We start from the raw sequence: 24,824 nt of genomic DNA, 5'->3' as shown, positions 1-24,824 counted from the left end.
CCTCCACCGTTGTAATTCCCGCGGCACCCCGGTGGGGTGCCCGCAATGCAGGACCGGCGCCCCGCAGATGCGGGGCGCCGGTCCGAAGATCGTGCGTCGAGGGGCTGAGCGGCCCGGTCAGTCCTTGCCGACCGGGATGCGCGAGCCGGTCGTCGTGGGGTGCGAGGTGAGGCCGCTGTGGTCGAACCGCTGCCCCGTCGCCAGCCCGGCCACGTAGAAGGAGAAGAGGGCCAGGGTGATGCCGGCGATGTCGTCGGCGACGTAGTGCCAGCCGAAGTACAGGGTCGCCACCACGGTGATGGCGAAGTTCGCCCAGAACAGGATCTTCACCCAGCGCAGGCGCAGCGTGTACTGCACCATCAGCGCCATGAGCAGGGTGATGCCGCAGTGCAGCGAGGCGAAGCCCGCCACCGACTGCACCTGACCTGTGAGCCCGCCGAGGATGACGCCCTGCCGTGAGTTCACCAACGAGTCCATCAGCGACGTCGTCGGCGTGTAGGCCAGGTCGGAGTAGAGGGAGACGTACTCGAGGCCGGGGCCGAGCGTGGGCAGCGCGTAGTAGGAGATCGTGCCCAGGCTCCAGGCGAGGCACTGGGCGGTCACGAACCAGTACCCGTAGGACAGGTTGCGCGACCACACGACCCAGACGGTCACCGCGATCGGCACCAGCGGCAGGAACCACAGGTAGATGTAGGACAGGAACCAGGCGGCGACGTTGGTGCCGAGCAGGTCGTGCAGCACGATCGCGGGGTCGTGGCCGAAGAACAGCGCTCGGTCGAGCAGGTGCAGCTCGCGGTCGTACATGTTGTCCTGCATGAAGGGCAGGAACGACTTCAGGTTCCGGTAGCAGACGTAGGTGACGTAGAAGCACCCGATGCCCAGGAAGACCAGCAGCAGGCGGTCCTTGGTCCAGTGCGTGCGCAGCCGCTGCATGAAGACCGGCTTCATCGCCGACGGGCGCAGGCGCGACTTCCACAGCGTCCTGGGGATCAGGTCCACCAGGACGGCGCCGCCGAGCAGCAGCGGGAGCCGCAGCCACGACGGACCCAGGAAGCTGCCCTCGGGGTCGACCAGGGGGCGACCGAGGATCAGTGCGGTGACGACGGCCCACAGCCCCATCGCGGCAGCGGTTCCGACGAGCAGGACGTAGGCGCGGCGGTACACGAGGAGGGAGTCTAGGGAACGGTGCACAGCGGCTCCCAAGCCACGACGACGCGGCAGGGCCTCCCTCACCCCGGGAGCGGGGCGAGCCGACCCGGGTCGACCCGCAGCCGCACCTCGTCGCCCGGGCCGACGCGCCGGCCCAGGTCGGCGACGGCGTCGGCCTCCCCCAGCGGGGCGCTGTCCGGGCCCTCGAGGTCGACGACCAGCCGCGTCTGCACCGGCGTCGCGCGCACCGACCGCACGCGAGCGCGCAGCGGGCCGCCGTCGTCCGCCACCAGGGCCGAGCGGCGCACGGCCACCCGCTCCCCCGTCGCGGTCACGTCCGCCGCCGCCAGCAGCGCGGACGCGGCGGGGCCGGTGAGCACCCGGGCGTAGCCGAGGAACAGCGCGGTCCAGGCGTCGACCGGCTCGCGCCACACCTCGGCGAGCGCGCCCTGCTGCACCACGCGGCCCTCGCGCATCACGGCCATCCGGTCGGCGACCGTGAAGGCCTCCTCGTGGTCGTGGGTGACCAGCAGCGTGGTGGTGCCCGCGCGGCGCAGGATGTCGCGCAGGTCGCCGGCCAGGCGCTCGCGCAGGCCGGCGTCCAGCGCCGAGAGGGGCTCGTCGAGCAGCAGCAGCCGCGGCTGCGCGGCCAGCGAGCGGGCCAGCGCCACCCGCTGGCGCTCCCCGCCGGACAGGGTGCCGGGCAGCCGCTCCCCGTAGCCGGCGAGCCCGACGAGGTCGAGCAGCTCCTCGACGCGCTCGGCCACCCGTCGTCCCCGCAACCGGCGCACGCGCAGGGCGTAGCCGACGTTGCGGGCGACGGTGAGGTGGTCGAAGAGCTGGCCGTCCTGGAACATCAGCGCGAACCCGCGGCGGTGGGTGGGGGTGCGGGCGAGGTCCCGGCCGTCCCAGGCGATCCGCCCGAGGGCGGGCTCGAGCCCGGCCACGGCCCGCAGCAGCGTCGACTTGCCGCAGCCCGAGGGCCCCAGCACGGCCAGCACCTCGCCGTCGGCCACGGTGAGGTCCACGTCGCGCACGGCGGGCGTGCCCTCGTAGGCGATGCTCACGCCCTCGATGCTCAGCACGGCTGCTCCTGCCTGTCGGGGTGGGTGGTCGGGGTCGTCGGGGAGGTCGGGGAGGTCGGGGGTCTCACCACGCCCCCAGGTTCCGCACGCGCAGCCGCTCCACGAGCAGCATGACCGCGGCGGTGACGGCCGCCAGCACGACCGAGGCGGCCAGGGCGGTGCCGAAGGTCTCGTCGCCGGGGCGCGAGAGCAGCCGGTAGATGACCACCGGCAGCGTCGGGTCGTCCGGCCGGGCGAGGAAGGACGTGGCGCCGAACTCGCCCAGCGAGACCGCGAACGCGAAGCCGGCGCAGGCCAGCAGCGGCCGCCAGGCGACGGGCACGTCGACGGTGAGGAACGTGCGCCACGCGCCGGCGCCCAGGGACGCGGCGGCCTGGCGCTGCCGGTCGTCGATGCCCGCGAGCACCGGCAGCAGGGTGCGCACGACCAGCGGCAGGGCCACCAGCGCCTGGGCGATCGGCACCAGCAGTGGCGAGTCGCGCAGGTCGAGCAGGTCGGAGTCGAGGGTGATGAGGAAACCGAAGCCGAGCGTGACGGCCGAGACCCCCAGCGGCAGCATGAACAGGCCGTCGAGCAGCCGCCGGACGCGGCGCTCGCCCCGGGTGCGGGAGCGGCGCGAGAGCAGGACGGCCACGAGGCCGCCGAGCAGCAGCGACATCCAGGTCGCGTCGATGCTCGTGCGCAGGGAGGTGACGAGGGCGTCGGCGGCCGACGAGCCCGTCCAGGCGTCCTCACCGGTGCTGGTCAGGGCCCGGTAGTGCACCAGCGACCAGCCGTCCGGGCCCTGGAGCGAGCCGACCACGAGCGCGGCCACGGGGGCGGCGAGCAGCAGCACCGCCAGGCCGGTCAGCACCAGCGCGGCCGCGTCGCCCCGGCGGGGGCGGCGCGGACGGGCCACGACCCGGGAGACCCGGCCGTCGCCCGCGGGCCGCAGCCGCCCGACGAGCAGCATGAGGGCCACCACCGCCACCAGCTGGAGGAGGGAGAGCGCCGCGGCGCCCTGGAGGTCGAGCAGGTCGGTGGTGAGCAGGTAGATCTCGGTCTCCACCGAGGAGTACCGCAGCCCGCCCAGGGTGAGCACCACGCCGAAGGCGGTGGCGCAGAAGAGGAAGACGACGGTGGCCGCGGAGACCACCGCCGGCCGCAGCTGGGGCCAGGTGACGGTGGCCAGCACCCGCACCGGGGAGGCGCCCAGCACCGCCGCGGCCTCGCCGGGCCGCGGGTCCAGGCTCTCCCAGGCGGCGCCGACCACGCGGACCACCACGGAGACGTTGAAGAAGGCCAGGCCGAGGACGATCGCGGTGGCCGTGCCGTCCAGCTCGACCCCGAGCCAGCGCACGACCGGGCCCGACTCCCCCAGCAGCTCGCGGAAGGCCACGCCCACCACGACGGTGGGCAGCACGAACGGGACGATCACCGCCGCCCGCAGCAGGCGGCGGCCGGGGAACTCCAGCCGGTGCAGCGCGTAGGCGGCCGGCAGCCCCAGCAGCACCGAGACGGCGGTGCCGGCGGCGGCCGACCACACGGTGAACCACAGCACCCGGCGCGTCCGGTCCCGCCCGAGGACCTCGAGCACCCCGCCGACGTCCACGCTCGGCCCACCGGGCCCGTCGACCACGAACCCGCGGGAGACCATGCCGGCCACGGGCACGACGAAGAACACCACCAGGACGGCGGTGGGCAGGGCCGCGAGCGCGACGAGCCCGGCGACGCGGCGCAGGCCGGCCCCCGGGCTCGTCGGTGACCTGGGGGTCACCTGCTGACGACGTCCTGCCAGTCGGCCAGCCAGGTGTCGCGGTTCTCGGCGACGTCGGCGGGGTCGACCGTCCACGGGTCGTCGGGCTGCACGGCGAACTGCGCCCAGTCGCTGGGCAGCGCGGTGCCCTCGACCACCGGGAAGACGTACATCGACTCGGGCAGCGCGGCCTGCACGGCGTCGCTGGTGAGCCACGTGAGCACGGCCTGCGCGCCCTCGGGGTTCTCCGCGTTGGTCAGGACGCCGGCGTACTCGGTCTGCTGGAAGCAGGTGTCGAGCAGGGCGGCCGTGGTGGTGCCGCCCTCGCCGTCGGTGGTGAACGCGGGCGAGGAGTCGTAGCTGAGCACGATCGGCCGGTCGCCGTTGCCACCGCCGGCGGTGAAGTCGACCTGGTAGGCGTCCTCCCAGCCGCGGTCGACCTTGGCGCCGTTGTCCAGCAGGTCGCTCCAGTAGGACTGCCAGTCGTCGCCGTAGGCGGCGATGGTGGTCAGCAGGAAGGCGAAGCCGGGCGAGGACGTGGTGGCGCCGGAGGTGACGAAGAGGTCCTCGTAGGTGGGGTCGGTGAGGTCGTCCAGCGTGGTGGGCGGCTCGATCCCCTGCTCGTCGAACCACGCGGTGTCGACGTTGACGCACACCGACGCGTCGTCGACGGCGACCATCGTGCCGTCGTCGTCCCCGGGCAGGGCGTGCTCGGCGACGCCGTCGGGCAGGTCGACGTCGGCCGGCGCGAAGACGTCGTTGTCGAGCGCGCGCGAGCCGAAGGTGTTGTCGACACCGAAGGCGACGTCACCGATCGGGTCGTCCTGGGTCAGCACGAGCTGGCTGGTCAGGGAGCCGGCGTCGCCGACCGAGCGCAGCTCCAACGTGTAGCCGGTCTCGGACTCGAACTGCTTGATGAGCTTCTTGGGCAGGTAGAAGCTGTCGTGGGTCACGAGGGTGACGGTGCCCCCGGCCGCGGAGCCGGAGGAGTCGGCGGTGGCCGAGGCGCCCGAGGCGTCGGTGGCCTCGTCGCTCTCGGAGCCGACCAGCGAGCAGCCGGAGGCCAGGAGCGCGAGGGTCGCGGCGGCCGCCAGGCCGCGCGCCGGACGCACGCGGCGAGGCGAGGTGCGGGACGGACGGGTGGACGGGCAGGTGGACGGGCGGAGACGGGCACGCAGGCTCATCAGCACTCCCTTCGCCGGTGCTAACCGGGGCAGGTTCGTAGGGTCTGCGGCTGGCCCGCACTCTCAGCAACCCCCCGGCCTCGCGGCCGCCCGGGTGCTCCCCTGACTGGACGAGGGCACCTTAGCCCGGCGCGCACGGGCCCAGCACAATGGCCCGGTGACCGAGAGCCCTCCCCCGACGCCCCAGGCCCGACTCGAGGCCCGACCCGAGGCCCGCACCGCGGCCAACCCGTTCGCCGGCCTCGACGTCCACACCGCCTACGCCGCGTGGAAGCTGCGCCAGGACGTGTTCGTCGTCGAGCAGCGCGACCCCTACGACGACCTCGACGGCCGCGACACGGAGCCGGCCACCCGGCACGTCACGCTGCACGTCGCGGGCGACGAGCGCCTCCTCGGCATCGCCCGGGTGCTGGACGACGGCGCGGAGCTGCGCATCGGCCGGGTCGTCCTGCACCCCGACGCCCGCGGCCGCGGCCTCTCCGCCCCGCTCATGCACGCCTGCCTGGAGGCCTGCGAGGCGCTCGACGCCGAGGCCGGGCTGCGACGGGACGTCGTGCTCGGCGCCCAGTCGCCCCTGGTCGGGTTCTACGGCGGCTTCGGCTTCGTCGTCGACGGCGAGGAGTACCTGGACGGGCACATCCCGCACCGCCCCATGCGGCTGGCGCGGGGCTGACCGACCCGGCACCCCACCCTCCCCGAGATCGTCGAACGTTCGAGCAGCACTGCTCGGTCTGCTCGAACGTTCGACGATCCCGGAGAGGTCGGTGCCGGAGAGGTCGGTGCCGGACGAGCGGCGAGGCCATGACGAGCAGGTGGGGGCGCCGGCCGTCCCTCAGGACGCGACCTCCTCGCGCACCTGCTCCTCCAGGCGCGCGAGGAGCGAGAGGTGCTCGGCACCCGGCAGCCGCTGCCCGGCCGCCCCGGCAGGCGACCAGGGCGTGTCCACGTCGGGCGCCGTGCCCCTCGTGATGAGCCCGACAAGGGCTGCGGTGGCGAGGTCGACGAGCGCGGCGTGATGACCAGCCGTCTCCTCCAGGCCACCCGAGCGGATGTCCAGCACGCCGCCGACGGCGCGGCGCTCACCGATGTGCCCGGCGGCGAGCGCCATCGCCACCGCGGGGCGACCGACGGCCACGGTGCACCAGGTGCGCCACGTGACCTCGTGCTGCCACTCCTCGCTGGTGCGGGGCAGCAGCGCCGCCAGCCCTCCGCCGCGGTCGGCGGCCAGCCGCGCCCGCTCGTACCAGTCGTGGTCGTGGTCGCCCGCCACGACGGCCGCCGCACGGCGCAGCATCCCCGCACGGTTGCCGTACTCGTGGGCGAGCGTGCCCGGACTGGTGCGCAGCCGGGCGGCGATCCGGCGCTGCGAGGGTGGCTCGGGCCCTTCCTGCGCCAGGAGCCCGGAGATGGTGTCGGAGAGGTCGGAGTCGCGGCCGTACAGGTGCAGAGGTCTCATGCGAGAACGGTGCGGCCCACCACCGACAGCCGGCCCTCCTCCGGCGCGAGTTCTCCACACCTCGCAGGTCAGCGGGGCAGCACGCCCCGGGGCACCGGGGTACGCCGCGTCGGTCAGGGGCGCGCGGGCAGGAGCCCGAAGAGCAGCGCGCCGTCGACGGAGGGCTCGGTCAGCCGCACGGCGTCCCCCCGCGCCACCAGCAGCTCGAGGTGCGCCTTGGTCTCCATCGCGGCCAGACCCCCGGAGAACGGGTCCAGCGCCGCGTAGTCGGTCTCGTGCCGCGTCCAGCCGAAGGTGCCGGCGACCTCGTGCGCGGAGCGGGGGCCGTCGGCGAGCGCGGCCAGGCACAGCGCCAGCCGGTCCTCGTGGTGCACGGTCAGCTCGTCGCAGCGGGCGTGCGAGGAGCCGCCCACCGGGCCGTGCGCGGGCAGCAGCCCCAGGTCGGGCAGCGCCCGCACCCGGGTCAGCGACGCCATGAAGTCGCCCAGGGGGTGCGGGTCCGGCGGCACCACGAAGCCGATGGACGGCGTGATGGTGGGCAGCACGTGGTCGCCGGCGAACAGCAGACCGGCCTCGGCGTCGGCGAAGACGTAGTGGCCGGGCGTGTGCCCGGGGGTGTGCACGGCGTCCAGCGTCCGCGCGCCGACGGCCAGCGGCACGTCCCCCTCCAGCCAGGCGTCGGGGCGGTGCCAGAAGTGGCCCTCGCCTGGCTTCTCGTCCTTCTCGATGATCGCCCACAGGTCGGCGAGCTCGGTGGCGCCCGTGCTGCGCAGCAGGGCCGCGAGCAGGGGCTCGGCGCCGGAGCGCCGGTCCTCCGGGTGCTCCTCCTCGGGCCCGTGCAGCGCCTCGAGGTACTCCAGCGCCGGCTGCTCGCCGCGGCCGAGCACCACGTCGACGCCGAGCTCGGAGCCGAGCACCCGGGCCAGCGTGTAGTGGTCGCGGTGCACGTGGGTCACCAGGAAGCGACGCACGTCGCCGAGGCCGGAGCCGATCGAGCGCAGCGAGGACTCCAGCAGCTCGCGCGCCTGCGGGATGGCCCACCCGCCGTCCACCAGGACGAGGCCGTCGTCGGCCTCGATCGCGTAGACGTTCACGGCCTTGAGCCCGTCCTCGGGCAGCGGCAGGGGGATGCGGTGCACGCCGGGGGCGGCCGGCCAGGCCCCGGGGTCGGACCAGTGGCGGTCGGAGTCGGGGCTGACCGAGTGGGCGGTGTCCTGGGTCACGTCGCGAACGTACCCGAAGACCTACTTGCGGGTAACCCACGCCCGATGGACGCCTGCTCGGACTCCTGCTCGGCCTCCCGCTCGGCCTCCTGCTCGGCCTCCCGCTCGGCCTCGGCGGCACGGCCCGGCAGGATGACGGCGTGCCCGCCCCCGCCCCTGCACCCACGCCGGCACCCACGCCGGCGCCGGACCCGCTGGTCGCCCGCCTGCGCGCCGCCGGCTGCGTGTTCGCCGAGGACGAGGCGGCGCTGCTGCGCGGCACGGGCGCGGAGCCGGAGGCGCTGGAGGGCCTCGTCGCCCGCCGGGTCGCGGGCGAGCCGCTCGAGGTCCTCCTGGGCTGGGCCGAGGTCGACGGCGTGCGCGTGCGCACCGCAGCCGGGGTCTTCGTGCCGCGCCGGCGCTCGCTGCTGCTGGCCCGCGCCGCCGCCGCCCACCTGGCCGGCCGCGACACCCCCACGGTGCTCCTGGACCTGTGCTGCGGCACCGGGGCGCTGGCCCGCCTCGTCCTCGCGCTGCTCGAGCGCGGTGGCCACCCGGCACCCGCGCAGGTGCACGCCGCGGACCTCGACCCGCTCGCCACGGCCTGCGCCGCCGCCAACCTTCCCGGTGCACAGGTGCACACCGGGGACCTGCTGGACGCCCTGCCCGAGACCCTGCGCGGCCACGTCGACGCCCTGGTCGTGAACGCGCCGTACGTGCCGACCGACGCCCTGGCGGACCTCCCCCCCGAGGCCCGCGAGCACGAGCCCCGGCACGCCCTCGACGGCGGCGCCGACGGCCTCGACCTGCACCGACGCGTCGCCGCCCACGCCGCGGAGTGGCTCGCGCCCGAGGGCCTGCTGGTGCTCGAGTGCGCACCGGGGCAGCAGGCCACCGCCGTCCGCGCGCTGGAGCAGGGCGGGCTCACCGCCACCCTCCTCACGGACGAGGAACTGGGTGCCACGGGCGTAGCAGGCGTCCTGCCCAGGTGACAAGCGTGTCCTGTCAGTGGTCTGCTCACTGCAACTGATTGAGCAGAAAATGATTGAGACGTCCACGACACGGAGACACTAGAGCGCAAGGCGTGCAGCCCCCCGCAGGACAAAGGGGGGCGGACGCAGCACCGGTGGGGGGGTCGCTGCGTCCGCTTGACGGGGGGCTGCCGCCACCTCACCGGCGTCCGTGCGCCGGGGCGTGCGGCAGGATGAGCGCATGACCCGCCCCGACCCGATCCGCGAGGCGCGCCGCCAGTGGGTGGCCCGCGGCTGGTCCGACGCCGCGGACGGCATGGCGATGGTGACCACGCTCGTGCGCGCCCAGCAGCTGCTGATGGAGCGGATCGAGGCCGTCCTGCGGCCGCACGGCCTGACCTTCGCCCGCTACGAGCTGCTGCAGCTGCTCTCGTTCACCCGCGACGGGCGGCTGCCGATGACGCGGCTCGGCTCCCTGCTCCAGGTGCACCCGGCCTCGGTCACCAGCGCCGTCGACCGCCTCGAGCGGCAGGGGCTGGTGCTGCGCGAGCGCGGGGAGGCCGACCGCCGAGTGGTGCTCGCCGTGCTCACCGACGCCGGCCGCGCACTGGCCGCCGCCGCGACCGAGGACCTCAACGACGTCTTCCGCAGCACCGGCATCGCGCCGGGCGAGGTCACCGCCCTCACCGACCTGCTGACCCGCCTGCGGCGCAGCGCGGGCGACCCGGTCGACTGATCCCGGCGGCACCTGCGACCGCCGGCACCCCTTCCGCCCGGCACTCCCAGCACGTACTGTCGCCCACATACTTGGACGTCCAAGTAAGTGCGTCGCGACCCGGCGCCGACCCGTGCTCACCACCAGGGAGGACCCCCGTGCCCGAGCTCCACCGCCCCACCCACCCGGTGCGGATCGTCACCGCCTCCAGCCTCTTCGACGGCCACGACGCCTCGATCAACATCATGCGGCGGATCTTCCAGAGCCAGGGCTGCGAGGTGATCCACCTCGGGCACAACCGCTCGGTCGCCGAGATCGTGGAGACCGCGATCGAGGAGGACGCCCAGGGCGTGGCCGTCTCGAGCTACCAGGGCGGGCACGTGGAGTACTTCGAGTACCTCGTGCAGCTGCTCGCCGAGCGCGGCGCCGGCCACGTGAAGGTGGTCGGCGGCGGCGGCGGCGTCATCGTGGCCGAGGAGATCACCCGACTGCGCGAGAGCGGCGTCGTCATCTTCTCCCCCGAGGACGGCCAGCGGCTCGGGCTGGCGGGCATGGTCAACGAGGTCGTCCGGGCCTGCGACTTCGACCCGTGGGAGGTGCGCGGCGTGGACGCCGACGCGGTCATCGGCGGGGAGCGGGCCACGGTGGCGCGCGCGGTCACCGGTGCCGAGGGCGGCCACCTGGACGAGGCAGTGCTGGCCCGCCTCCAGGAGGCGGCCGCCGCCCGCGCGGTGCCGGTGCTGGGCCTCACGGGCACCGGCGGGTCGGGCAAGTCCTCCCTCACCGACGAGCTGCTGCGGCGGCTGCGGGTCGACCAGCAGGACAAGCTGCGCGTCGCCGTCCTCGCCGTCGACCCGACCCGGCGCCGCGGCGGCGGTGCGCTGCTCGGCGACCGTATCCGGATGAACGCCCTCGACCTGGCGGGGCTGGACCGTGACCGCGTCTACTTCCGCAGCCTGGCCACCCGGGGCGCGCACGAGCTGCCCGAGCACCTCGACGACGTGCTCACCGTGCTGCGCGCCTCCGGCTTCGACCTGGTCGTCGTCGAGACGCCCGGCATCGGTCAGGGCGACGCCGCGATCGTGCCGTTCGTCGACACCTCGCTGTACGTGATGACGCCCGAGTTCGGCGCGGCCAGCCAGCTGGAGAAGATCGACATGCTCGACTTCGCCGACGTCGTGGCCGTCAACAAGTTCGAGCGCCGCGGTGCCGCCGACGCGCTGCGCGACGTGGGCCGCCAGCTCGTCCGCAACCGCGAGGCGTTCGGCTCCCGCCCCGAGGAGATGCCGGTCTTCGGCACCTCGGCGGCCACCTTCGGCGACGACGGCGTCACCGCGCTCTACCAGCACCTGCGGGGGCTGCTCGCCGAGCACGGGCTGCCCGTGGCCACGGGCACGCTGCCCGAGGTCTCGGTGCGCCACTCGACCCGGTTCGGGGCCGTCGTCCCGGCCGAGCGGGTGCGCTACCTCTCCGACATCGCCACCACCGTGCGCGGCTACCACGCCGAGACCGCGCGCCTGGCCGCCTGCGCCCGCGACCTCCAGTCGGCGCGGTCCGTGGCCGCCGCCCTCGAGGCGCGGGGTGCGGACGCCGGCGGCGTGCCCGCCCTGGTCGAGGAGGCGCGCGCCGCGCTGCCGGCCGACGTGGCGGCGCAGCTCGAGGCGTGGCCCTCGGTGGTGGAGGCCTACTCCGGCGACGAGCAGGTCGTGCGGGTGCGCGACAAGGAGATCGTCACCCGGCTGACCCGGGAGTCGCTCTCCGGCAGCCGCGTGCCCCGCGTCGCCCTGCCCCGCACCACCGACGCCGGCGAGCTCGTCTCGTTCTGGCGCCGGGAGAACCTGCCCGGGGAGTTCCCGTTCACCGGCGGGGTCTTCAAGTTCAAGCGCGACAACGAGGACCCGGCCCGGATGTTCGCCGGCGAGGGGGACCCGGCGCGCACCAACCGCCGATTCAAGCGGCTCTCCGAGGGCCAGCCCGCGACCCGGCTCTCGACCGCCTTCGACTCGGTGACCCTCTACGGCCAGGACCCCGACGAGCGTCCCGACATCTACGGCAAGGTCGGCACCTCGGGGGTCTCGGTGGCCACGCTCGACGACATGCGCCAGCTCTACGACGGGTTCGACCTGCTCAGCCCGTCGACCAGCGTGAGCATGACGATCAACGGCCCCGCGCCCACGGTGCTGGCGTTCTTCCTCATCACCGTGCTCGACCAGGCGGCCGAGCAGGGCGTGGACCCGGCCACCGCGCTGGCGACGGTCCGCGGCACGGTGCAGGCCGACATCCTCAAGGAGGACCAGGGCCAGAACACCTGCCTGTTCTCCACCGAGTTCAGCCTGCGCTGCATGGCCGACGTGCAGGAGTGGTTCATCGAGCACGGGGTCCGCAACTTCTACTCGGTCTCGATCTCCGGCTACCACATCGCCGAGGCCGGGGCGAACCCCCTGAGCCAGCTCGCCTTCACCCTGGCCAACGGCTTCACCTACGTGGAGTCCTACCTGGCGCGCGGCATGGCGATCGACGACTTCGCGCCCAACCTGTCCTTCTTCTTCTCCAACGGCATGGACCCCGAGTACTCGGTGATCGGCCGGGTCGCCCGCCGCATCTGGGCGGTGGCCATGAAGGAGCACTACGGCGCGAGCGAGCGCAGCCAGAAGCTGAAGTACCACGTGCAGACCTCCGGCCGGTCGCTGCACGCGCAGGAGATGGACTTCAACGACATCCGCACCACGCTCCAGGCGCTGATCGCCATCTACGACAACGCCAACAGCCTGCACACCAACGCCTACGACGAGGCCGTCACGACCCCCACGGAGGAGTCGGTGCGCCGCGCCCTGGCCATCCAGCTGATCATCAACCGCGAGTGGGGCCTGGCGATGAACGAGAACCCGCTCCAGGGCTCGTTCGTGATCGACGAGCTGACCGACCTGGTGGAGGAGGCCGTGCTGGCCGAGTTCGACCGGATCACCGAGCGCGGCGGCGTGCTGGGCGCGATGGAGACCGGCTACCAGCGCGGCCGCATCCAGGACGAGTCGATGCTCTACGAGCAGCGCAAGCACGACGGCACGCTGCCGATCATCGGCGTCAACACCTTCCGCAAGGAGCACGCCGAGGGCGGCACCCCCGAGACCGTCGAGCTGGCCCGGGCCACGGAGGCGGAGAAGCGCTCCCAGCTGGAGCGGCTGGGCTCGTTCCGGGCCGCGCACGCCGAGGAGGCTCCGGCCGCCCTCGCGCGGCTCAAGGAGGTCGCCGCCGGCGACGGCAACGTCTTCGCGGCCCTGATGGACGCGGCGCGGGTCTGCACGCTCGGCCAGGTGACCGAGGCCTTCTTCGAGGTGGGTGGCGCCTACCGGCGCTCGGTCTGACCGACGTCCCCACCGGTCGTCGAGGTGCGAGGAGCCCCGGCGACCCCACCGGTCGTCGAGGTGCGAGGAGCCCCGGCGACGCCACCGGTCGTCGAGGTGCGAGGAGCCCCGGCGACGCCACCGGTCGTCGAGGTGCGAGGAGCCCCGGCGACGCCACCGGTCGTCGAGGTGCGAGGAGCCCCGGCGACGAGCCACGAGACGCCCGCACCCGACCTCGCACGCCGGCCCCCGGCCAGCCGGTCCAGCGCCGGCTCCACCCACGCGGGCAGCGCGAACAGCCACGTGCCACCCAGCGCTAGCAGGCCGCGGTGCAGCAGCAGCGTGGTCGGCACGACGACGGCGAGCAGCACGAACGGCGCCAGGAGCGCACCCGCCGCACTGGTGCCGAGCGGCAGGGGCAGGTGCACGGCCAGCCCGAGCAGCGGCAGGTGCAGCACGTAGACCGGCAGCGTGCGGCGACCGAGCGCGGCCAGCAGCGCCGCCGGTCGACCGGTGGCCGCCTGGGCCACGCGCAGGCCCAGCGGCACCCCCACCAGGCTGGTGACGAACAGCCGCGTGCTGACCGGCACGGCGCCGGCGTCCAGCCCGACCCAACAGAGCAGGTAGCCACCGAGGAGGAGCACCAGCGGGACGCGGCGCACGCGCTCGGCCACCGCGTGCACGAGGTCGGGGGCGAGCGCCCCGGCGACGAAGTAGACGGCGTGGAAGACCACCGAGAACCGGTTCCAGTGCTCGGTGGGCACGTAGGTGGCCAGCGCCGCGACGAGCGCGAGCACCACCAGGACCGGCACCCGCGGCAGCCGCACGACGGCCCGCGCGAGCAGGAAGTAGACCGCCAGCGCATAGAGGAACCACAGACTGGTCGAGGCCCACAGCAGGTCGGCCAGGACGTCGGTGACGCCGGTGAGGCGGTTGCCCGGCAGGGTCGTCTCCACCGAGAAGAACACCACCAGCGGCGGCAGCCACACCAGGTGCAGCCAGGCCGGGCCCCAGAACCGTGCGCGGGCCGCCCGCCACGGCCGCCGCACCGCGCCGGCGGCCACCAGGCCGCTGAGCACGAAGAACAGCGGCATCCGCACCGGCTTGAGGGCGGTGGAGACCTCGTACCAGGCCTGCGAGACCCAGCCGAGCTCCCCGGGCAGCTGCACCAGCAGGTTCTTGGTGGAGGCGTGGTGCAGCACCACCAGCAGGATCGAGGCGCCCTTGGCGACGTCGACCCAGGGCAGGCGGCCGGCACGGGGACGGTCGCTCGTCGCGTCCGGGCGGTCGCGGAGCGGTGCCGGCGAGAGGTCGGTCATCGGTGGTGCGGGTCTCCGAGCTGACGTGAGGTGCTGACGTGCGGTGCTGACGCGCCATGGTGACGCACGGACAGGCCCGACACAGGATCGGCGCGAGCCGGCGCAGCGCCCTACGGTGGACGGGTGAGCAGTCCCGCCCGCCGCGTCGTGTCCCTCGTCCCGTCCCTGACGGAGGCGCTGGCGACCACCCGCCCCGAGGCCCTGGTGGGCGTCACCGACTGGTGCACGCACCCGCCCGACCTCGACGCGCGCGGCGTCGCCCGCGTGCGGGGCACCAAGAACCCCGACCTGGCAGCGGTCCTGGCCCTGGAGCCCGACGTGGTGGTGGCCAACAAGGAGGAGAACCGGGAGATCGACGTGCGCCGGCTGCGCGAGGCCGGCGTCCGGGTGGTCGTGACCGAGATCGAGACGGTGCCGCAGGCGGTGGCCGAGATGCGCCGCCTGCTCGTCGACGAGCTCGGCTGGACGGGCGGGGCCGGCGCCGGGCCGGCATGGCTCGACGCCGTGGCCGACGCCTGGCTCGGCCCCCTCCCCCCGGTGACGCGGGAGGTGGTGGTGCCCGTGTGGCGCGACCCGTGGATGGTGGTCGGTGCCGCCACGTTCACCGCCGACCTGTGCCGGCGCCTGGGGTGGCGCGTCCGGCACCCGGAGCCCGCCGCACGCTCCGCCCTCGCCCGAACGGGCGAGGATCGCTACCCCCGTGTCGAGAGTTCGTGGATGGATGCGGCCGGTGCGGACGCGGTGCTGCTCATGGACGAGCCGTACGTGTTCACCGAGGACGACGGGCCCGAGGTGTTCACCCGGACGCCGGTCGAGATGGTCTCCGGACGCCTCCTGACCTGGTACGGGCCGTCCCTGCTGCGGACGCGCGAGTCCGTGGCACGGGAGGCCTGAACGCCCCGCGGCCCGGGCCCCGACGACCGTCGAGGAGGCGGTTCACCCGAATCGGAGGAACCGGACCCCACCCCTGAGGGGGAGATTGGGCGCTCAGTGGACCGGGAACCCCTTGCCAGGCGGCACACAGCGTCGCCGGGGAGGATCGAGGACCAGGATGAGCGCACACGAGCAGCGGACGCGGCAGTCGGCCGTGCTGACGACCGACGTCGCCGCCGACCTGCCGGCGGTCACCGCCCACGGGCTGCCCGCCATCCCCCTCATCGCCGACCGCTACCGCGTGCTGGGCCCCCTGGGCACCGGCGGCACCGCCGTCGTCCACCGCGCCTGGGACACCCACCTCCAGCGCGAGGTGGCCCTCAAGGTTCTGCGCCGTGACGCCGACACCGACGTGAACCGGGAGCGGCTCGCGGACGAGGCCCTGCTGCTGGCCCACGTGCGGGTGCCCGGCGTACCCGCGCTGGTCGACGCGGGGTCCCGGCCCGCGCACCTGGTCATGGACCTCGTCGAGGGCCACGACCTGGCCACCGAGATCACCCGCGGCCCGCTCGAGCCCCGTCGCGCCGCCCAGGTGGGGGCCGAGGTCGCCGCCGCCCTGGCCGGCGTGCACGCGCTCGGCGTGGTGCACCGCGACGTCAAGCCCGGCAACATCCTGCTCGGCCCCGAGCGCGCCATGCTCGCCGACTTCGGCATCGCCCAGTGGGACGGCCGCCGCACCCGCGACACGCCCGGCCACACGGTCGGCACCGTCGCCTTCCTCGCCCCCGAGCAGATCAGCGAGGACCCCGTCACCGACCGCGCCGACGTCTACGCCCTGGGCCTCGTGCTCCTCGAGGCCGTGACGGGGCGACGCGCCTACCCGGGCCGCGACGACAGCGCCGCCTACGCCCGGCTCCAGCACAGCCCGCTCATCCCGACCTCGCTGCCGGCGGGCTGGTCCGCGCTGCTGCACCGCATGACCCGGCGCGAGCCCGAGCAGCGGCCCAGCGCCGCCGAGGCCGCCGCGATCCTGCACGACCTGGCCTCCAGCGGGCTGCGCCAGGTGGTCAGCACCCTCTCCCCGGCCGCCACCGCGGTCGAGCGCAGCGCCGAGCAGCGGGTCCGCGCGGCCCAGCCCGCCCAGCCCGCCCAGCACTCCGAGCCCGCCCAGCACTCCGAGCCCGCCCAGCGCGTCGACGCCACCGGCGTCCTCGCCCTCGATCTCATGCTCCAGCCCGTCCCCGTGGGCGCGCCCCGTCCTGCGGGCTCCGCCGGACGCCGGCGCGCCGCCCGCACCCGGCCCACCGCCCCGCGCCGCGGGTACGCCCCGCGGCACCGCCGCGTCGCGGTCTGAGCCCCGCTCACCCCCGTCTCCCCCGCGCACCGATCAGGAGCCCACGCACGCAGGCCCCCGGACCTCACGGTCCGGGGGCCTGCGTGCTGTCGGGCTGCGGTCAGTCGGTGACCGGTCGCAGCAGGGTGATCCGGCTGGCGCCGAGCTCGCTCACGTAGAGCACGCCCGAGCCGTCCGGTGCCTCGGCGATGTCCAGCGGCTCCGCGAAGCCGGTGAACCCGGTGACCCCCGTGGTGAGGCCGGTGACGTCGCCCGCACCGTTGCGACCGACGACCATCACGTCCTTGCCCGCGCTGTAGCGGACCACCAGCAGCTGCCCGGCGAGCAGGTCGCCGAAGACGTCGCTGGAGTACTGCAGGACGCCGTTGGCCGAGGCGTGCATGCTGGCGTCGAAGACGTCCTCGGAGCGGAAGTTGCGGTCCGGCTCCACGCCCACCGGGTACTGCGTCTCCTCCCAGTCGTCCACGCCCGCGGTCGGGTTGCCGCCGTAGGAGATGAACTCGCAGCGCGACGGGTTCGGGTGGCCGTAGTAGCCGCCCTCGACGATGTGGTGGATGAAGTCGGTCTGCGCGACCGGGTTGCCCAGGATCGTGGCGAACGTGGGCCCGTCGTAGGTCCACGCCCCCGCCTCGCCGGAGTCGATCCGCGCCGAGCAGGTGTCCGGCAGGGTCTCCGGCACCGACGGGATGTTCGCACCCGCCGCGGAGCCGTTGGTCGGCGCGTACAGCTGGCCGTCGTCGGTCCACACCAGGTCGAAGGCGTTGCGGACGCCGGTGGCGTACAGCGTCACCGGCGCACCGGCCGCGTACGGGTCGTAGGTCCCGCCGCCGTCGGTGGTCTTGACGTCCAGCGGCAGCGAGGCCGGGAGGGCGTCGGTGTCGATCCGCAGGATCGCGCCGGCCAGCTCGGTCTCGGCCCGGTTGGCCCACGCGGGGTCCGGGTAGCCCATGCCCGTGTTGGAGCCCATGGTCAGGTAGAGCGCCCCGTCCGGGCCGAAGGCCAGCGAGTTCGCCTCGTGGTCGTGGGCCGAGCGCGGCAGGTTCTCGATCACCGTCTCACCGTTCTGCAGGTTCGCACCGGTGAGGCGGTCGACCTTGCTCGACCAGTCGGGGACGTCGTCGGTGCCGATGTACATGAAGTTGTCGGTCACCCACAGGATCGGGTCCGTCGGGGTCGAGGCCGGGTCGAAGACCAGGCCGATGATCGTGCGGAACTCCCCACCGTTGAGGTCGTAGACCGTGTTGATCTGGTACTCGTTGCTCAGCGTCCCGTCCGCCGCCACGTCGTAGCGGAAGATGAAGCCGTTGAGCGTGGCCGCGTAGAACCGGCCGTCCGGCCCGAAGGTCATCGTCGTGAACATGTGGTCGTCCACGGCCACCTCCTGGCTGAAGGCGACGCCGTCGATGCCCGTGCCCGAGAGCAGCGTCCCGGTGGTGAAGGTCGAGCTGAAGGGCAGGAACTTGTTGCCCACCACGTCCTCGACCCCGTCGGTGACGACGAACTCGTACTCGGTGTTGGGGTCGAGCGTCTGGAACGGCGTCAGCACGAGCACGTCTCCGCCGCCGGAGGTGTTGGCCGAGGACGGCACCACGGCGCCGGTGTCGACCTCGTGCAGCTGCACGGTGTCCTCGGTGACGGTCGTGTAGTCGATCGCCCCGCCGGGCAGCGTGAGCTCGGTCGTCACGGACAGGTCGCGGAACACGTCCGTGGCCCCGGTGGTGGGGGTGATGCTGGCGACGCGCGGCCGGCTCGGGTCGATCCAGTCGATGATCACGTAGTCGATCTTGGTGTTGGTGCCGGCCGAGGAGTCGATGGTGAGCCGACCGTCGACCACCGTCACGGTGCTGGTGCGGATGGCGAACCGGTTGGCGCTGGTGGGGGTGAACCCACCGACCGTCGTCACCCCCTCGACGTCGATGGCGTGGGTGCTGTCGTAGACGCCGGCGGCGTCACCGACGGCGACCTCGACGCGGTAGGTGCCGCTGGGCACCGCGAGCTCCCACGAGATCGGCTGCGCCAGTCCGTTGCTGCCGGTACCGCTCCAGTCCATGTGCATCAGGCTCTGGAGCCGCGGGTCGGTGGTGGAGGCGTTGGCGCGCTGGCGGCCGTTCAGCGTGGCGTCGATCGGGGTGTCGGTGCCCTCCGCGACCCAGCCGAAGGAGTAGCCGCCCGTCTGCGCCCCGAACGCCGCGCCGCTGTCGAGGAGGTACCCGTCGGCGGGGGTGCTGCTGGTGGCTCCGAAGTCGACCAGAACCGGAAACGACGCCCCCCCGGGATCACTCCAGTCCTGCACGTCGAGGAAGTTGATCTTCGTGTTCGAGCCGCCGACGGCGGAGACGTTCAGGACGCCGTCGGTGACCTCGACGTCGACGACGCCGGTGCGGAACTTGGTCGACCAGGTGGGCGTGTACGCGGCGATCGCCTCGGTGCCCTCGACCACGATCCGGTGGCTGGAGTCGTAGTTGTTGCCCGGGTCCCCGGTGCCGACGGTGACCCGGTAGGTGCCGTCGGGCACCGCGACCCCGAAGTCGCCCTGGTCGGTGACGCCGCTGCCGGCGCCCGCCTGCATGTGCATGAACGTGGCCTGCCGCTGGTCGGCGAGGCCGGAGGCGTTGCGGGTGCGACCGTTGCCGACGAGCGAGAGCGGCGTGTCCGTGCCCTGCGCCAGCCAGCCGTAGACGCCGTCGGCACGCTGGCCGTAGGCCTCGCCGAAGTCCCGCACGGACCCGTCGACCGGGTCGCTGCCGGCGGCACCGAAGTCGACCGAGAACGGCAGGGCGACGGTCGAGACCGGCGCGGAGACACGGACGACGTCGACGTAGCTGATCTTGACGTTGGAGCCGCCGATCCCGTCCAGCGTCAGCCGGCCGTCGTCGACCGGCACCTGCACCGTGGCCGAGCGCAGCCGGTCGGCCGAGGTCGGCGCGTAGCCCGGCACCACGGTCACGCCCTCGGCGGCGACCGTGTGCACGCTGTCGTAGGACGGGGCGGGGTCGCCGAGACCCACGGTGACCTCGTACCAGCCGTCGGTCACCTCGACCTCCCAGGCGCCGGCGGTCCCGTCCGAGAGCGCCATGTGCATAAACGAGTTGACCCGCTCGTCGCTGAGGCCGGTGTTGTTGCGGTACCGACCGCGGCTGCTGAGGTCGAGCGGCGTGCTGCCGCCCTCGTCGACCCAGCCGTAGGTCAGGTCGGTGCCCTGCTGCGCCCCGGTCCGGTCCCCGTAGGGCTGGCCGAAGTCGAGCAGGTAGCCGGCCGCGGGGGTGGTCGAGGCGTTGCCGAAGTCGACGTGCAGCTCCGCCCCGGCGGGCCCGGCACTGGCCGTCCCGACGAGTCCTGCGCCGACGGCTGCTCCGGTGAACACCGCCGTACCCCACATGGTGGCAGCGATGGCCGCCGCTGTGCGTTTCATGTAGGTTCCCTCCCTCGTATGGCGACGAGTGCGTCGTCCCCTGCCCGGTGTGTCCGGGCGTACGTCCCTGAAGTCCTGCCGCGCCCGTGGCGCCGCAGGTAGATCGCTCGCTGTGGTCGCGCTGCGACCCACCGGAGGAGACTCGTGAGCGCCCATCCGCTCTTTCGTCCCGTGCGGGCCGCTGCGCTGGCAGCGGCCCTCGTCGTCCTGTGCGGCCTGCTGACCGTGACGTCAGCCGGCCCCGCCTCGGCAGCCACGCGCCTCTCGGCGCCGGTGCTGCGGTTGTCGGTCGGCGCCGAGAAGGTCCGCGCGACGGTGCGCGTCCGGTCCTCGCAACCGATGTCGGCACGCCGGGTGGGCGTGTGCGCCCGCCGCGTGGGCGGGGGGCGCGTGGACTTCCCGACCGCGTGGCGCAAGCCGGACGCGTCGGGGGTCAGGGTGCGGACCTCGCGGCGCCTGGCCGACGGTCGGTACCGCGTGTGGGCCTGCGTCGGACGCGGCGGCACGCTCCGCCGCGTCGGCGAGCGGACCGCGCTCGTCGTGGGTGCCGGCGGCCGCCGCGCGGCCGACCACGGCGCCGCCGCCCCGGTGGGCAACCTGCGCCACTGGCGGCAGGTCTTCGTCGACGACTTCCGCAAGGGCGCCGGCGAGGGCACGTTCCTGCGCCGCTACGGCCGCTGGTCGGCCTACGACGGCTTCAACGACACCTTCAACGGCGCCACCTACGACGCCGACCGGCTCTCGGCCCGCCGCGGCCTGATGCGGATGCGGCTGGGCACCGAGGACGGCGTCGCCCGCGCCAGCGCACCGGCCCCGGTGATCGGCAGCCCCTGGCAGGGGCAGACCTACGGTCGCTGGAGCGTCCGGTTCCGGGCGCCCGCGATCGACGGCTGGAAGACCGCCTGGCTGCTGTGGCCCGACTCCGACAACTGGAACGAGGGCGAGATCGACTGGCCCGAGGGCCCGCTGGACGGCCGGATCTCCGGCTTCGTCCACTGCCTCGGCAACCCCACCGAGAACTGCGGCTACGTGCACACCAGCCGCCGCTTCAACCGCTGGCACGTCGCCACCATCGAGTGGACCCCGCAGCACGTGGACCTGATCCTCGACGGCCGCCGGGTCGAGCGCACGACCAACGCCGTGCCCACCACCCCGATGCACTGGGTGCTCCAGACCGAGAGCGACGGCGGCACGCCGCCGTCCGGCAGCAGCGGTCGGGTGCTGATCGACTGGGTCTCGGTCTACCGCTACCGCGGCTGAGGCCGGGCCCTGGAACAGGCCCGGAAGCGGGCGGACGGGGTGCCTCATACCGGCTCCCCGTCCTGCTCGCCCCGGCTGTCCTGGTCGTCGCGGCAGGCGCGCAGGACCCCGGGGAGCAGCAGCGCCCCGGCCACGGCCTGGGTGCCGAGGTAGGCGACGCCGACCCCGGTGATGCCCAGCGGGCCCAGGAGCAGCGCGGCGACGCCGAGCGTGGCGCCGCCGAGCAGCGACTGCACGACGACCATCGCCACCATCCGGTGCTGGAGCCGGGCCCGCGTCGTCCACACGACGATCACGGCGGTCGCCGGCGCCGCGGTGGCGGCCAGCCGCAGCATCCAGCGGCTCTGCTCGACGTACTCGGCCCCGACCAGCGAGAGCAGCAGGTCGCCGCCCAGCCACAGCGCCAGGGCGCCGCTGGTGGCGACGGCCAGCGCGAGCTGGAGCGAGGAGCGGGTCAGGTGGCCCGTCACCGCCGTCGCGGTCGAGCCGCCGGAGGCGTGGGCGCGCTCGGCGCCGCGCACGAGCATCGCGGAGGCGATGTTCCACAGCAGCAGGTTCAGCGCGGTCGCGGCCATCCAGGGCAGCGAGAACCAGGCGTTCGCCTCGAGCCCGAGCCGGTGCACCACCAGCAGCGGCAGGGCGAACGGGACGGCGGTGGAGACCAGGCCGGTGAGGTACTCGCCGGCCACCGACTCCCGCAGGGTCCGGGGCGTGGGCAGCACCCCGCCGACCGGGCCGCGGCCGGGGCGGCCGAGCACGACGCCGGGCAGCAGCCCGGCGGAGACCACCAGCACCGCCAGGAGGGCGGGCAGCACCCAGGCCAGCGCGATGCCGCCGCGCGGCACCAGCGGCGCGACGGCGACCAGCAGCCCCAGCTTGGCCAGGGCGAAGAACAGGTTCTCCACCGGCACCCAGGTCGCGCGGCCCACGGCCACCAGGACGAGGTCCTGGAGCGCGAACACGGCGAGCACCGCCACGAGCAGCGGGAACGTGACGCCCTCGGCCACGCCCTCGAGCAGCGGGTCGGAGACGGGCAGCAGGGCGTAGACGGCGCCCAGCGCGAGCGCCAGCCCGACCACCACGCCCGTGCCCCGGCCGACGAACGCGCGCTGGCGCTCGCGGGCCGCGGGCAGGAACCGGCCGAAGACGTTGCCCAGGTTCAGCTGGGCCAGGGTGGCGAGCAGGGTCGCGGCGGAGATCACCGCGGACGCCCGCCCGACCTCGGCCGTGTCGTAGGTGCGCGCGGCGACGGCCCAGAACACCAGGCCGAGCAGCGAGGTGGTCACCGTCGCGGCCATCAGCGACGAGGCGGGGCCGACGACGGACGAGCCGGCCCGGCCCACCAGACGACCGAGCGAGGGCGCCGAGCCCGAGGCCTGCTCGGTGGCGGTCATCGACCGGCCACCGCGGGCACCGCGCACCCGTCGGGGGCGCAGCCCCCGACGAGCGGGCGGCCGCCCCGGCACCGGCGGGGCGGGGCGCCCCGTCGGGCCGGTGCGTCGCCGGTGCCGACCGGGGCGCGGTCGACCGGAACCGGGCCCGGCGGGCCCTCCCAGGAGTCCATCGGGGATCAACCTCGGTCCGCGGCCGCGAGGAGCAGGACGTCGTCGGCGCGGTAGACCTCGACCCAGCCGCCCTGCGCGAGCAGCTCCTCTGCGATCGCCATGCCCTGGCCCGGCTCGCCGGTGGTGAGGGCCCAGTAGGCGTCGTCGGTGGCGGAGGCGTAGATCCACTCGGCGTCCCAGTGCTCGACGCACTCCAGGCCGAAGCCCAGCGACCCGCAGGTCTCCTCCGAGGCCTCCTGGTTGCGCGGCTGGGCGGCCGGCAGCAGGCCGAGCGGGTTCTGCCAGCCGAAGGAGAGGACGACCTCGTCGTCGCCGCGCTGCTCGACCAGGAGGCGCGTCGCCTCCAGCTGGGTGGCGCTGGTCTCCTCGAACGGGGCGTTCGCACCGCGGGCCGCCACCTGCGTGGCCAGGACCAGGGCGAGCAGCACGCCGCCGACGACCGGCAGCACCATGGCCCGGGCCCCGGTGGGCGTCGCGGCGGCCTCGCCGCGGATGCCGAGCACGCCCTCGATGCCGGTCGCGGCGAGCACCGCGAGGGCCGGCAGCGCGAAGACGAAGCAGCGCATGACGACCTCGCCGCCGTAGCTCTGCAGCAGGATCAGGCCGAAGGGACCCATCGCCAGGGCGGCGAGCATCCAGCCGGTGCGGCGCTGCGCGGGGTCGCGGACGAGCCGCAGGAAGCCGAGGCCACCGAGGAGCAGCACGAGGGCCGAGAGCACCATCCGCAGGGCCAGCATCCGCACGTGGCCGTCGGTGCCGACGACGCGGTCGGCGACGCCGGCGGTGACGTTGCCGTCGACCTGGCCGACGGTGCCGAAGATCTGGTCGAGGTGGCCCATCCAGAAGTCGCTGGCGCCGAAGACCGTCCACAGCACGGTGAAGGCCAGCATCACCAGCCACAGCTTCGGCAGGGCGGTGCGCTTGGCGATCGCGAGGACCAGCAGCATCCCGACCGTCACGGGCGGGGTGAGCTGGTGGCTGACCGCGATGGCGGCCAGCGGCAGCAGCATCAGGCCGAGCAGGACGTGGCGGTCCACGGTGGGCTCGCCGACCCCGCCTCGTCCGACGTGCAGGAGGACGGCGACGACGCCGAGCATCAGGAGCAGGGCCATGGCCTGCGGGGCGAGGTAGTCCTGCTGGTACCAGTTGAAGCCGGCGTAGACGAGCGGGGCGAGGACGACGACGCGTGCCGAGCGGGAGACGGAGCGGGCCAGCAGCACCAGCGGCGGGAGCACGAGCAGGCCGTTGAGCAGCGGGGCCCAGCGCAGCAGGTCGGCGCCGTCGCCGAGGCCGGCGGCGGGCACGACCACGCCGAGCAGCGCGAAGAAGCCCGGCCAGGAGAAGCGGGCGTCCTTGCCGGTGAGGATGCCGCCGGTCTCGGCCATGTGGTCGGCGAAGGAGAGGTGCAGCCAGCCGACGGGGACGCCACCGACGCCCTCGACGATCACCGGGGTGCCCTGGAGCACGAGCACCACCGCGAGGACCAGCGCGCCGGCCACGAGGCCGCGGGGGTGGCTGCGGCGCAGCTCGAGGGCGCAGAGCAGGCCGAGGGCGGCCACGGCGACCCAGACGGCCGGGCCCAGCGAGGCGACCAGGCCGAGGTCGTCGAACTCGTCCGTGCCGGCGCGGGCCACGCCCACGGCCCACACGGCGAGCACGGCGCCGAGGGCGAGCAGCATCGGGCCGGCGCCCTGCGCGGCGAGCGAGACCCGCTCGCGTGCCGCGGCCAGCGTGGCCGCCGCGCCGTCACCGGGGCGGGTGCCCTGCCAGGCCAGGATGGTGAGCAGCATCCCGACGAGCCCGATCACGGCGGTCACCGCGAGGGCGTCGAGCACGCCGGCGGTCACCAGCGCGGTGGCCAGGACGACCTGGCTGCCGGCGCTGACGAGGCCGACGGTGACGACCCGGGCCCAGGCGTCGCGCATGCCGAGCAGCGAGACGACCGGGACGCCCGGCACGAGGAGCACGAAGGCCACGACCAGCAGCGGCCGGACGACCGGCACCGGCAGGTCGGTCAGCGTGAGCAGCGGGACGACGAGCGCGAGCGCCGCCGTGGCACCCAGCGCGAGCCGGGAGCCGGCGGGCGCGGAGGCGTGCCGGCTGGGGGTGGTGGCGTCGGTGGTGGCGTCGGTGGCCTCGGGGGCCGGTGACGCGGGGCTGGAGGGGCCGACCGCGGGGTCGGGCAGGATGTCGTGGCTCATGA

The 24,824-nt window shown here is 74.4% G+C and carries 17 protein-coding genes; 7 read left to right on the top strand and 10 right to left on the bottom strand.

The window, feature by feature from the left end:
- Nucleotides 1–117: 117 nt before the first annotated feature.
- The 4 genes from M8330_RS14540 to M8330_RS14525 form a co-directional block, all read right to left on the bottom strand.
- On the bottom strand, nucleotides 118–1,164 hold the full coding sequence (locus M8330_RS14540) for a phosphatase PAP2 family protein (RefSeq protein WP_250054962.1): 1,047 nt from the start codon (nucleotides 1,162–1,164) through the stop codon (nucleotides 118–120).
- 65 nt (nucleotides 1,165–1,229) lie between these two features.
- Nucleotides 1,230–2,234: an ABC transporter ATP-binding protein gene (locus M8330_RS14535; protein ID WP_250827928.1), complete on the bottom strand. Its 1,005-nt coding sequence runs from the start codon at nucleotides 2,232–2,234 to the stop codon at nucleotides 1,230–1,232.
- A gap of 64 nt (nucleotides 2,235–2,298) precedes the next feature.
- A complete protein-coding gene (locus M8330_RS14530) occupies nucleotides 2,299–3,990 on the bottom strand; it encodes an ABC transporter permease (protein WP_250827927.1) in 1,692 nt (563 codons plus the stop codon).
- On the bottom strand, nucleotides 3,987–5,081 hold the full coding sequence (locus M8330_RS14525) for a thiamine ABC transporter substrate-binding protein (protein WP_250827926.1): 1,095 nt from the start codon (nucleotides 5,079–5,081) through the stop codon (nucleotides 3,987–3,989). Before M8330_RS14525 ends, M8330_RS14530 begins: the two co-directional genes overlap by 4 nt.
- 229 nt (nucleotides 5,082–5,310) lie before the next feature.
- Here M8330_RS14525 and M8330_RS14520 point away from each other — a divergent pair, with 229 nt between their 5' ends.
- On the top strand, nucleotides 5,311–5,826 hold the full coding sequence (locus M8330_RS14520; protein WP_250827925.1) for a GNAT family N-acetyltransferase: 516 nt from the start codon (nucleotides 5,311–5,313) through the stop codon (nucleotides 5,824–5,826).
- A 159-nt stretch (nucleotides 5,827–5,985) separates the two neighbouring features.
- Here the strand turns inward: M8330_RS14520 and M8330_RS14515 are convergent, their stop codons facing one another.
- Complete coding sequence (locus M8330_RS14515; protein WP_250827924.1) at nucleotides 5,986–6,609, bottom strand: hypothetical protein; 624 nt, start codon at nucleotides 6,607–6,609, stop codon at nucleotides 5,986–5,988.
- A gap of 113 nt (nucleotides 6,610–6,722) precedes the next feature.
- Nucleotides 6,723–7,832, bottom strand: coding sequence for an MBL fold metallo-hydrolase (locus M8330_RS14510; protein ID WP_250827923.1), 1,110 nt, complete (start codon nucleotides 7,830–7,832; stop codon nucleotides 6,723–6,725).
- Between the two features lie 140 nt (nucleotides 7,833–7,972).
- Between M8330_RS14510 and M8330_RS14505 the strand changes: the two genes are divergently transcribed.
- The 3 genes from M8330_RS14505 (at nucleotide 7,973) to icmF (ending at nucleotide 12,859) form a co-directional block, all read left to right on the top strand.
- The gene (locus M8330_RS14505; RefSeq protein ID WP_250827922.1) at nucleotides 7,973–8,803 is read left to right on the top strand and encodes a putative protein N(5)-glutamine methyltransferase; all 831 of its coding nucleotides are present in this window, start codon (nucleotides 7,973–7,975) and stop codon (nucleotides 8,801–8,803) included.
- 220 nt (nucleotides 8,804–9,023) lie between these two features.
- Nucleotides 9,024–9,518: a MarR family winged helix-turn-helix transcriptional regulator gene (locus tag M8330_RS14500; RefSeq protein ID WP_250827921.1), complete on the top strand. Its 495-nt coding sequence runs from the start codon at nucleotides 9,024–9,026 to the stop codon at nucleotides 9,516–9,518.
- 137 nt (nucleotides 9,519–9,655) lie between these two features.
- Nucleotides 9,656–12,859: a fused isobutyryl-CoA mutase/GTPase IcmF gene (icmF, locus tag M8330_RS14495; protein ID WP_250827920.1), complete on the top strand. Its 3,204-nt coding sequence runs from the start codon at nucleotides 9,656–9,658 to the stop codon at nucleotides 12,857–12,859.
- On the opposite strand, the gene M8330_RS14490 is transcribed toward icmF, so the two are convergent.
- Nucleotides 12,841–14,157: an acyltransferase family protein gene (locus M8330_RS14490; RefSeq protein ID WP_250827919.1), complete on the bottom strand. Its 1,317-nt coding sequence runs from the start codon at nucleotides 14,155–14,157 to the stop codon at nucleotides 12,841–12,843. The two genes, icmF and M8330_RS14490, sit on opposite strands and share 19 nt — an antisense overlap.
- A 123-nt stretch (nucleotides 14,158–14,280) precedes the next feature.
- Between M8330_RS14490 and M8330_RS14485 the strand changes: the two genes are divergently transcribed.
- Complete coding sequence (locus M8330_RS14485; protein ID WP_250827918.1) at nucleotides 14,281–15,051, top strand: helical backbone metal receptor; 771 nt, start codon at nucleotides 14,281–14,283, stop codon at nucleotides 15,049–15,051.
- A 157-nt stretch (nucleotides 15,052–15,208) separates the two neighbouring features.
- Entirely contained in the window at nucleotides 15,209–16,384 is a 1,176-nt protein-coding gene (locus tag M8330_RS14480) for a serine/threonine-protein kinase (protein ID WP_250827917.1), read from the top strand.
- 100 nt (nucleotides 16,385–16,484) lie between these two features.
- Here M8330_RS14480 and M8330_RS14475 read toward each other — a convergent pair whose 3' ends face one another.
- Complete coding sequence (locus M8330_RS14475; RefSeq protein ID WP_250827916.1) at nucleotides 16,485–19,796, bottom strand: PQQ-dependent sugar dehydrogenase; 3,312 nt, start codon at nucleotides 19,794–19,796, stop codon at nucleotides 16,485–16,487.
- Nucleotides 19,797–19,940: 144 nt separating this feature from the next.
- Here M8330_RS14475 and M8330_RS22505 point away from each other — a divergent pair, with 144 nt between their 5' ends.
- Nucleotides 19,941–21,056 carry a glycoside hydrolase family 16 protein gene (locus tag M8330_RS22505; RefSeq protein WP_250827915.1) on the top strand — a complete coding sequence of 372 codons (1,116 nt, stop codon included), beginning with the start codon at nucleotides 19,941–19,943 and terminating at the stop codon, nucleotides 21,054–21,056.
- Between the two features lie 44 nt (nucleotides 21,057–21,100).
- On the opposite strand, the gene M8330_RS14465 is transcribed toward M8330_RS22505, so the two are convergent.
- Nucleotides 21,101–22,450: a lipopolysaccharide biosynthesis protein gene (locus M8330_RS14465; protein ID WP_250827914.1), complete on the bottom strand. Its 1,350-nt coding sequence runs from the start codon at nucleotides 22,448–22,450 to the stop codon at nucleotides 21,101–21,103.
- Nucleotides 22,451–22,626: 176 nt separating this feature from the next.
- Entirely contained in the window at nucleotides 22,627–24,822 is a 2,196-nt protein-coding gene (locus tag M8330_RS14460; RefSeq protein WP_250827913.1) for a hypothetical protein, read from the bottom strand.
- Between the last annotated feature and the right edge of the window lie 2 nt (nucleotides 24,823–24,824).

Origin of the sequence: Nocardioides bruguierae (assembly GCF_023656415.1) — a bacterium.
GTDB lineage: Bacteria > Actinomycetota > Actinomycetes > Propionibacteriales > Nocardioidaceae > Nocardioides > Nocardioides bruguierae.
The sequence above is the reverse complement of the archived record's forward strand: the minus strand, read 5'-3'. Positions and strand labels throughout refer to the sequence as shown.

Excerpts from the sequence above, each read along its gene's own strand:
- M8330_RS14515 (WP_250827924.1), bottom strand. The coding sequence starts at position 6,609 with ATGAGACCTCTGCACCTGTACGGCCGCGACTCCGACCTCTCCGACACC.
- M8330_RS14500 (WP_250827921.1), top strand. The coding sequence starts at position 9,024 with ATGACCCGCCCCGACCCGATCCGCGAGGCGCGCCGCCAGTGGGTGGCC.
- M8330_RS14490 (WP_250827919.1), bottom strand. The coding sequence starts at position 14,157 with ATGACCGACCTCTCGCCGGCACCGCTCCGCGACCGCCCGGACGCGACG.
- M8330_RS14480 (WP_250827917.1), top strand. The coding sequence starts at position 15,209 with ATGAGCGCACACGAGCAGCGGACGCGGCAGTCGGCCGTGCTGACGACC.
- M8330_RS14475 (WP_250827916.1), bottom strand. The coding sequence starts at position 19,796 with ATGAAACGCACAGCGGCGGCCATCGCTGCCACCATGTGGGGTACGGCG.
- M8330_RS14465 (WP_250827914.1), bottom strand. The coding sequence starts at position 22,450 with ATGACCGCCACCGAGCAGGCCTCGGGCTCGGCGCCCTCGCTCGGTCGT.
- M8330_RS14460 (WP_250827913.1), bottom strand. The coding sequence starts at position 24,822 with ATGAGCCACGACATCCTGCCCGACCCCGCGGTCGGCCCCTCCAGCCCC.